10 protein-coding genes and 1 pseudogene are annotated in these 9,314 nt (G+C 68.0%); all 11 read left to right on the plus strand.

Annotated features, from left to right (window positions below):
* The first annotated feature begins 154 nt into the window (after positions 1–154).
* Entirely contained in the window at positions 155–1,708 is a 1,554-nt protein-coding gene (locus VFH59_RS04200) for a DHA2 family efflux MFS transporter permease subunit (protein ID WP_325163633.1), read from the plus strand.
* Positions 1,709–1,796: 88 nt separating this feature from the next.
* Entirely contained in the window at positions 1,797–2,273 is a 477-nt protein-coding gene (phaR, locus tag VFH59_RS04205; RefSeq protein ID WP_325163634.1) for a polyhydroxyalkanoate synthesis repressor PhaR, read from the plus strand.
* Positions 2,274–2,512: 239 nt separating this feature from the next.
* Positions 2,513–3,913 carry an NAD(P)/FAD-dependent oxidoreductase gene (locus VFH59_RS04210; protein ID WP_325163635.1) on the plus strand — a complete coding sequence of 467 codons (1,401 nt, stop codon included), beginning with the start codon at positions 2,513–2,515 and terminating at the stop codon, positions 3,911–3,913.
* Positions 3,906–4,310 carry a DUF3293 domain-containing protein gene (locus VFH59_RS04215; RefSeq protein WP_325163636.1) on the plus strand — a complete coding sequence of 135 codons (405 nt, stop codon included), beginning with the start codon at positions 3,906–3,908 and terminating at the stop codon, positions 4,308–4,310. The genes VFH59_RS04210 and VFH59_RS04215 overlap by 8 nt, the downstream gene beginning before the upstream one ends.
* Before the next feature lie 63 nt (positions 4,311–4,373).
* Positions 4,374–5,006 carry a cytochrome c biogenesis heme-transporting ATPase CcmA gene (ccmA, locus tag VFH59_RS04220; protein WP_325163637.1) on the plus strand — a complete coding sequence of 211 codons (633 nt, stop codon included), beginning with the start codon at positions 4,374–4,376 and terminating at the stop codon, positions 5,004–5,006.
* 36 nt (positions 5,007–5,042) lie between these two features.
* Positions 5,043–5,729 (plus strand): heme exporter protein CcmB, encoded by a 687-nt coding sequence (ccmB, locus tag VFH59_RS04225; RefSeq protein WP_325163638.1) that lies wholly within the window; start codon positions 5,043–5,045, stop codon positions 5,727–5,729.
* 4 nt (positions 5,730–5,733) lie between these two features.
* A complete protein-coding gene (locus VFH59_RS04230; protein WP_325163639.1) occupies positions 5,734–6,501 on the plus strand; it encodes a heme ABC transporter permease in 768 nt (255 codons plus the stop codon).
* Positions 6,498–6,692: a heme exporter protein CcmD gene (gene ccmD, locus VFH59_RS04235; protein ID WP_325163640.1), complete on the plus strand. Its 195-nt coding sequence runs from the start codon at positions 6,498–6,500 to the stop codon at positions 6,690–6,692. The genes VFH59_RS04230 and ccmD overlap by 4 nt, the downstream gene beginning before the upstream one ends.
* A complete protein-coding gene (gene ccmE, locus VFH59_RS04240; protein WP_325163641.1) occupies positions 6,689–7,147 on the plus strand; it encodes a cytochrome c maturation protein CcmE in 459 nt (152 codons plus the stop codon). The genes ccmD and ccmE overlap by 4 nt, the downstream gene beginning before the upstream one ends.
* Positions 7,144–9,117, plus strand: a complete 1,974-nt coding sequence (locus tag VFH59_RS04245; protein ID WP_325163642.1) for a heme lyase CcmF/NrfE family subunit — start codon at positions 7,144–7,146, stop codon at positions 9,115–9,117. The genes ccmE and VFH59_RS04245 overlap by 4 nt, the downstream gene beginning before the upstream one ends.
* A pseudogene (locus tag VFH59_RS04250) lies at positions 9,114–9,314 on the plus strand (DsbE family thiol:disulfide interchange protein); the annotation flags it as partial. The gene VFH59_RS04245 and the pseudogene VFH59_RS04250, both read left to right, overlap by 4 nt.

Here is a 9,314-nt window from a genome sequence, read left to right on the forward strand (position 1 = left end):
CGATCGCGGCGCCGTGCTGGCGCAGGCCCCGGCCCGCCAGCCTGTCGCGCAGACCACCGTGTACGACCGCCTGATGGACAAGGCCGAAGTCGAGGCCCAGCGCATCATCCAGGCCAACCTGCCCCGCGCCGTGCGGTAACGAAGGCCCCTCCCGATGGCCGCCACCCCCAACGAGACCAAGCCGCTGCCGCCCCTGCACGGTGGCGCGCTTGTGCTGCTAACCATCGCCGTCGCGTTCAGCACCTTCATGGAGGTGCTGGACATGACCATCGTCAACGTGGCCGTGCCGCATATCGCCGGCAGCCTTGGGGTGAGCCCCAGCGAGGGCACCTGGACGATCAGCTCCTACGCGTTGGCCAGCGCGATCATGCAGCCGCTCACCGGCTGGATCGCACGGCGCTTTGGCGAAGTGAGGAGCTTCGTCGCCTCCGTGCTGCTGTTCGTGACTTTCTCCATGCTCTGCGGCCTCGCCACTTCGATGCCGATGCTGGTAGTCGCGCGCCTGATGCAGGGTGCCGGCTCCGGGCCGATGGTGGCGCTCTCGCTCACCCTGCTGCTGTCGAGCTACCCGAAGGCCAAGCAGGGCATCGCGCTGGCGCTATGGGCGATGACCGTGGTGGTGGCGCCGATCTTCGGGCCGATCCTCGGCGGCTGGCTCACCGACAACTTCTCCTGGCCCTGGATCTTCTACATCAACCTGCCGGTGGGCCTGGCCGCCGCGGTCATCACCTGGGGCCTGCTGCACAAGCGCGAGACGAAAACCGCGAAGACCCCGATCGATGCCGTAGGGCTGGCGCTGCTGGTGGTCGGCGTAGGCGCGCTGCAGTTCATGCTGGACAACGGCAACGACCGCGACTGGTTCGCTTCGCCGCTTATCCTGGCCTTGGGCATCGTCGCGCTGGTCTGCCTGACCTTCCTCGTCGTGTGGGAACTTCACGCCAAACACCCGGTGGTGGACCTTTCGCTGTTCCGGCAGCGCAACTTCACCGTGGGCGTGATCGCGCTCACCCTGGGCATGTTCGCGTTCTTCGGGATAAATGTGGTGTTCCCGCTGTGGCTGCAGGTGACGCTGAACTACACCGCCACCTGGGCCGGGCTGGCCACGGCGCCGGTGGGCATCCTGGCATTCCTGATGTCGCCCATTCTCGGGCGCAACATGGACAAGCTCGACCTGCGCGGGGTGGTCACGTTCTCCTTCATCGTGTTCGCGATCACCTCCTGGTGGTTCTCCACCTTCGATGCGTCGGCCTCGTTCTCCACCCTGGTGCTGCCACGCTTCGTGATGGGCATCGCCATTCCCTGCTTCTTCATCCCTCTCAACCAGATCTATCTGTCCGGCCTGCCGCCGGAGCAGATCGCCAGCGCCACGGGGCTGTCCAACTTCTGCCGCACCATGGGGTCTAGCATCTCCACCGCGGTCACCGTGACGCTGTGGCAGCACCGGGGCGAGTACCACCACGCCACGCTGACCGAGTACGTCAGCCCGGCGCATCCGGCCGCCACGCAGTTCATCGGGCAGGTCTCGCATATGGGTCTTTCGCACACGCAGACCCTGGGCCTGGTCGATCGGCTGCTAAGCCGCGAGGCGCTCACCCTGGCCGTGAACGACGTGTTCTTCGGCTGCGCGGTGCTGTTCGTGTCGCTGATTCCGATCCTCTGGTTCGCCCGCCCGCCCTTCGGCAGCGCCGGCGGCGCAGTGGGGCATTGACGCAGGGCGGCAAGGGCTGGATTGCTGCACCCCGGCGTGCAGCATGGATGTCTGGTGCAGCGCAATACGTTCTGCTAGCGTGTGACGCATGGCACAAAAACTGCGCATCATCAAGAAGTATCCGAACCGCCGGCTCTACGACACGGAGATCTCCAGCTACATCACGCTGGAAGAAGTCCGTCAGCTGGTACTGGACGGCGAAACCTTCGAGGTCCGCGATGCCAAGAGCGGGGAGGACCTGACCCGTTCAGTGCTGCTGCAGATCATCTCCGAGCATGAGGAGAAGGGGCAGCCGATGTTGTCCCCCCAACTGCTCAGCCAGATCATCCGCTTCTACGGCGACTCGCTGCAGGGCTTCATGGGTCCGTACCTGGAGCGCAGCCTGCAGGTATTCCTCGACCAGCAGCAGCAGTTCCGCGCCCAACTCAACAGCCTGATGGGCCAGACACCCTGGTCCATGCTCAACGAATTGACCGAACGCAACCTGGACGCCTGGAAGACCATGCAACGGGGTTTCCTGGATGCTGCCGCACAGGCGCCGCCGAACAAGACCCGCAAGGGCTGAGCCCGGCTGATACAGCGTTGACCGTCCGCCAGGACGACGTGTGCCCGTCGGCAGGGGGGCCGGGCCGGGGGAGGCCACCGACAGCCCCTTCCGCAAGACGCCTTTACGCTGATCCACTGCCCAGGATGACGGGAGCCTGAGAGCGCCCCGCGCCCACCGGGCCCGAAGGGAAGACCAAGGGCATTGCAGTCCCGGCCCGCTTGCGGAACAGTCTGGCGATACGAAGCAACGGATCGCCCATGAGCAGCAAACCCTCCCTGACCCTGATCGGCGGCGGCCTGGTCGGCGCGCTGCTGGCCCAGCAACTGGCGCGACGCGGCTTTGCCGTGGATGTGTTCGAAAAGCGCCCCGACCCGCGGATCGCCGGGTTCCAGGGCGGCCGTTCGATCAACCTGGCGTTGGCGGAGCGCGGCCTGCAGGCCTTGCGCAGTGCCGGCCTGGCCGAGCAGGTGCTGCGGCACGCGGTGATGATGCGCGGTCGCATGGTGCACACCACCGACGGGCGCAGCGGCCTGCAGCGCTATGGCGTGGACGACAGCGAGGTGATCTGGTCGGTCTCGCGCGGCGGGCTCAACGTCTTGCTGCTGGATGCGGCCGAGGCGGCCGGCGTGCGCTTTCATTTCGGGCAGGGCCTGGTCTCCGCGGATTTCGATGCCGGCCGCATGCGCGTGGCCGACCCCGACGGCCTCGAGCGTGAGGTGGATGCCCCCATCCTGATCGGTGCCGACGGCGCGGGCTCGGCTTTGCGCATGGCGATGAACGCCCGGCAACGGCTGGGCGAGCGCACCGATTGGCTCGGGCACGGGTACAAGGAACTGGAAATCCCGTCCGCCTCCCGGCTTCCGCAGGCGCTGCTCCGTGACGCTGGCGGCCACGACCAGTTCGCGATCGAGCCGAATGCGCTGCACATCTGGCCGCGTGGCGGCTACATGTGCATCGCCCTGCCCAACACCGAGGGCAGCTTCACCGTCACGCTGTTCCTCCCCGCGCAGGGGCCGCACCCGAGTTTCGCCTCGCTGCCGGATGCCCGCGCGGCCCAGGCGTTCTTCAAGGACGACTTCGCCGATCTGCTGCCGCTGCTACCCGGCTTTGCCGAGGACTACGACGCCCACCCGGTCGGCACGCTGGCCACGCTGTACCTGGAGCGCTGGCACCTCGGCGGCCGCGCGTTGCTGGTGGGCGACGCGGCCCACGCCATCGTTCCCTTTCACGGCCAGGGGATGAATTGCGGCTTCGAGGACACGGTGGTGCTCGCCGGATTGCTCGAGGGCAACGATCCGGCCGAGGCCTTTGCCGAGTTCCAGCGCATCCGCCAGCCCGACGCCGACGCGATTGCCGCCATGGCCCTGGAAAACTACGTCGAGATGCGGGATTCGGTGGCCGATCCGCGTTACCTCGCCAAGCGCGCACTCGGCGCACATCTGGCTGCGCGGGCGCCGGAGCACTTCATGGCCCGCTACCGCATGGTTACCTTCACCCACCTGCCCTATGCCTATGCGCTCGAGCGCGGGCGGGCGCAGGACATGCTGCTCGAGCAGTTGCTGCGCGATTCGAACGATCCGGATGCGGTCGACCTGGAGGCTGCGGTGGCGACGCTCAAGGCAACGTTGCCGCCGCTGCCACCGCTGCGCCATGGATGAGCGGCTGCTCGCTGCGTACTGCCGCAGCGCCTACCGTGTCCGCCTCCCTTCCGGTGGCGCCGCCACCATCCGGGTCGGCGAGCCTCTGCCGGTGAGGTTGCAGCCGCTGGCCGACGATCGCGACTGGGGTTTCCTTACCGCATGGAATCCGCGCTCGCGGCCACAGCCGCCCGCGCTCAACCGCAAGGCACAACGGCGCCTGCTGGCCGATCTGCGGGCCGACGCCTCGCTCGAGGCGTACCCTGCCATGGGCCAGGGAACCGATGGCTGGCGCGAGCCCAGCTTCTGGATCGTCGGTATCGGACCGGACGCGCTTGAACGGCTGGGCGACCGGTACGGGCAGAACGCGTGGCTGGCCGGGCATGGCGCGGGGCCGGCGGAGCTGCGCCTGCGCTGAACCACCGGGTGCGCCGTCCCACCGCATGGACAAGGCGCGCACGCATTGCGGACAATTCCCCGGATGACTTACGACCACGCCATCCCGCTGCTGCGAGCGCGGGGCCTGTCTTTCCTGCGCGCCGACGAGCCGGTGTTCGGGCCGCTGGATTTCGCCCTGCACGCGGGCGAGCTGGCGCTGGTCGAGGGCGACAACGGCAGTGGCAAGACCACCCTGCTGCGCCTGCTGGCCGGCCTGCTGCATGTCGGCGAAGGCGAGCTGGATTGGCGCGGACAGCCGTGGAACCGCGACGCCTGCGCCGGCGAGATGCTGTTCCTGGGTCACCAGCTGGGCCTGAAGATGGACATGAGCCCCCGCGAGAACCTGCACATCGCCGCCGGCCTGCATGGCACGCGGGAGGGGCGCAGCGCGGCCTCCGTCCTGACCGAGGTCGGTCTGGCCGGTTACGAGGACGACCCCGTGCGCCGCCTGTCGGCGGGCCAGAAGAAGCGCGCCGCGCTGGCGCGGTTGTTGCTCCTGCCGGCCGTGCTGTGGCTGCTGGACGAGCCCTACGCGAACCTGGACCGCGCGGGGATCGCGCTGGTCAACCGCTTGCTGGAGATGCACGTGGCCGCCGGGGGAGCGGCGCTGGTCACCAGCCATGGTGCGGTGAGCTTCCATGGCGGCGAGCCGAAACGGATCCGCATGCATGCGTGACGCCTTCCGCTCCTTGCCCGGCCGGGAACTGCCCACGTGAGCCGGGCCTCACTTGCGGTCGCCTGCGGGGCCGTGCTGCGGCGCGACCTCACGCTCGCCTGGCGCCGCCGCGGCGACATCGCCATGCCGGTGCTCTACGCATTGATCGTCGCCACGCTGTTCCCGTTCGCGCTCGGCCCGGAAGACGCCCTGCTGCAACGCATTGCCGGTGGCATCGTACTGGTTACCGTGCTGCTGGCGATGCTGCTGGCGCTCGATGCGATGTTCCGTAGCGACATCGAGGACGGATCACTCGAGCAACTGGTGCTCGCGCCCCAGCCGCTGGCGCTGATGCTGGGCATGAAGATCCTGGCGCACTGGCTCACCACGGCGCTGCCGCTGATCGTGATTGCACCCATGCTGGCCGGCATGCTGCACCTGCCCGTGCCGGTAATGGGCGTGCTCATGCTGGCGCTGCTGCTGGCCACACCCATGCTCGGCCTGCTGGGCGCCGTACTGGTCGCACTGACGGCCGGGACGCGGCGCTCTGGTATGCTGCTCGCCCTGATGCTGCTGCCGCTGTGCGTGCCGGTGGTCATCTTTGCCGCAGGTGCGGTTGCGGCCGCCCAACAGGGGTTACCGTGGATCGCCCCGATCGCCTGGCTCGGCGCGGCGCTCGCCCTGGCCCTGGTTCTCGCCCCCCTGGCCTGCGCCGCCGCCCTTCGCATTGCTTTGGACGCCTAAGACCATGTCCAAGTGGATTCCCCTCTGGCTGCACAAGCTGGGCTCGCCGCCGATCTTCTACCGGTTCGCCGGCACGCTGCGGCCGTGGTTCCTGGCGCTCGCGCTGGTCGCCGGTGCGATCGGACTGTACGGCGGGCTGGTGCTGGCCCCCGCCGATTACCAGCAGGGCGACGCCTACCGCATCATCTTCATCCATGTGCCCAGCGCCTGGATGGGGCTGTTCATCTACGGCGTGATGGGGGTGGCCTCGTTCATCGCACTGGTGTGGCGGATCAAGCTGGCCGAAGCGGTGGCCATGGAATCGGCGCCGATCGGCGCGGCTTTCACCTTCATCACCCTGGTCACCGGTTCGCTGTGGGGCAAGCCGATGTGGGGCACCTGGTGGACCTGGGACGCGCGGCTGACCTCCGAACTGGTGCTGCTGTTCCTGTACCTGGGCGTGATCGGCCTGTACCACGCCTTCGAGGATCGACGCCAGGGAGCGCGTGCCGCCGCGTTCCTCGCCATCATCGGCATCATCAACGTGCCGATCGTGCACTTCTCGGTCAACTGGTGGAACACCCTGCACCAGGGCTCGACCGTGCGCATCCTGGGCCCGTCCAAGATCAGCGCCAGCATGCTCTGGCCGTTGCTGACCATGATGGTCGCCACCAAGCTCTACTACGTCGCCAGCCTGTTCGGCCGCGTACGCACCGACCTGCTGGAGCTCGAAGGGGGCAAGGACTGGGTGCGCAGGATCGCCACGGGACAGAGCACAGGGGAGCGGACATGAGCCGGTTCCTCGCCATGGGCGGCTACGCCGCGTACGTGTGGCCGGCCTATGCCGTGTTTTTCCTTGTCCTGTTCGCCGACTTCATTTCCCCGTTGCTGCGCCGGCGCCGCAACCTGCGTGAACTTCGCGCGCGCCTGGCACGTCAAACGGCTCGCCAGCAGCGCGCCGCCTCGCCTTCCGTGAATCCATGAACCCGACCCGCAAACGCCGCCTGATCATCGTCCTGCTCGTGCTCGCCGCCGCCGTGGTCGCCGTGGGACTGACCGTGTTCGCCCTACAGCAGAACATGAACTACCTGTTCACCCCGAGCCAGGTGCGCGCCGGCCAGGCGGAGGCGTACAAGACGTTTCGCCTGGGCGGCATGGTCAAGGCCGGTTCGATCCAGCGCTCGGGCGATTCGCTCAAGGTCGGCTTCACCGTCATCGATGCGGATGGCACGCTGCCGGTCGAGTACACCGGCATCCTCCCGGACCTGTTCCGCGACAACCAGTCGGTGATCGCCACGGGACATATGGATGGCGGTCATTTCGTCGCCACCGAAGTGCTGGCCAAGCACGACGAAACCTACATGCCGAAGGAACTGAAAGACGCCATGGAGAAGGCGCACCACGGCAAGGCCGTGGCCTCCAGCGGGGCGCCGCGATGACCCCTGAACTCGGCCAGCTCGCCCTCATCCTGGCCATGCTGCTCGCCCTTGCGCAGGGCGTGCTGCCGCTGATCGGCGCCTGGCGCGGCAACCGCGCGCTGATGGCGGTCGCCCGTCCGGCCGCAGCCGGACAGGCGGTGTTCGTGGCGATGGCGTTCGGCCTGCTGGTCTGGGCCTTCCTCACGTTCGACTTTTCGGTGCAGTACGTGGCCGACAACTCGAACCTCGCCCTGCCCTGGTACTACCGCATCGCCGCGGTGTGGGGCGCGCACGAGGGCTCGATGCTGCTGTGGGTGCTGATCCTCAACGTCTGGACAGTGGCGTTGGCAGCCTTCAGCCGCCAGTTGCCGGAGCCGTTCCTGGCGCGCGTGCTGGGCGTGCTGGGCATCGTGGCGGTCGGCTTTCTGGCCTTCATCATCTTCACCTCCAACCCCTTCGCGCGCCTGCTGCCGATGCCGCCGGACGGCGGTGACCTCAACCCGGTGCTGCAGGATCCGGGCATGACCTTCCATCCGCCCGTGCTGTACATGGGCTACGTGGGCTTCTCGGTGGCCTTCGCCTTCTCCATCGCCGCCCTGCTCGGTGGCTCGCTGGAACAGGGCTGGGTGCGCTGGGCGCGACCTTGGACCAACGCCGCCTGGGGCTTCCTCACCTGCGGCATTGTCGCCGGCAGCTGGTGGGCCTATGCGGAGTTGGGTTGGGGCGGCTGGTGGTTCTGGGATCCGGTGGAGAACGCCAGTTTCATGCCGTGGCTGGTGGGCGTGGCGCTGATCCATGCGCAGGCGGTGACGGAGAAGCGCGGTTCGCTGCGCGCCTGGACCATCCTGCTGTCGATCTTCGCCTTCTCGCTGTCGCTGCTGGGCACCTTCCTGGTGCGCTCGGGCGTGCTGACCAGCGTGCATGCGTTCGCGTCCGACCCGCGCCGCGGCCTGTACATCCTGGGCTTCCTGGCCATCGTGATCGGCGGCTCGCTGCTGCTGTACGCGGTCCGCGCGCCCAAGGTGGCCGGCGGCAAGGCGTTCGGGCTGCTCTCGCGCGAAACGGTGATCCTGGTCGCCAACCTGATGTTCACCGTGGCGGCCGCCATGGTGCTGCTCGGCACGCTGTTCCCGCTGATCGGCGACGCGCTGCATCTGGGCAAGATCTCGGTCGGCCCGCCCTATTTCGGCTTCCTGTTCCCGCTGCTGATGCTGCCGGTGGTCCTGCTGCTGCCGTTCGGGCCGTTCCTGCGCTGGGGCAAGAGCGAGGCTGGCCCGCTCAGGAGCGTGCTGCTACGGGTGACCATCGCCGCGGTGGCCTGCGCGATCGTGGCCGCCTTCTTCGTGCAGGGCCAGGCGAAGGCGATCGCCGGCGTCGCGGCAGCGGTGTGGTGCGGCGTCGGCACGCTGCTTTACGTCTACAAGCGCTGGCGTGAGATGCCGCGCGGGCGACGCTACCCCGCCGAAATGGCCGGCATGCTGCTGGCACATTTCGGGCTGGGCGTGTTCCTGGTTGGCGTGCTGCTGTCCGAGTCGCTCAGCGTGACCCGCGACGTGCGCATGGCACCGGGCGACACGCAGACCGTGGGTGCCTACACCTTCCGCTTCGACGGCGTCGACGCCACCCGCGGTCCCAACTGGCATGCCGAGCAAGGCACGGTCACCGTGCTGCGTGACGGCAGGACGATCGACGTGATGCATCCGCAAAAGCGCACCTATCCGCGCGGCCAGGTGCAGACCGAGTCGGCGATCGATCCCGGTGTCACCCGCGACCTCTACGTCGCCCTCGGCGAGCCGATGGACCCGAACAACCTCGAAGGTGCCTGGGCGCTGCGTCTTTACGCCAAGCCATTCGTGCGCTGGATCTGGGCCGGTGGGCTGTTCATGATGCTGGGCGGCTTCGTGGCCGCGGCTGACAAGCGCTTCCGCGCCAAACGTTCGGCCAAAGTCGCGGCCGATCCGCTGCTCCCGGTGGAGGAGTCGCGCGCATGAGCCGTTCACTGCCGCTCATCGGCTTCCTGCTGCTGGTGGGTTTGTTCGGCTTCGGGATCTGGTGGAACACCGGACATGACCCACGCGAGGTGCCCTCGCCGCTGATCGGCAAGCCGGCGCCCGAGTACGTGCTGCCCTTGCTGGATGATCCCGCCCGGACGGTCAGCAAGGCCTCGATGCTGGGCAAGCCCTATCTG

This window comes from Frateuria sp., from assembly GCF_035695185.1.
In the GTDB taxonomy this organism is placed as follows: domain Bacteria; phylum Pseudomonadota; class Gammaproteobacteria; order Xanthomonadales; family Rhodanobacteraceae; genus Frateuria_A.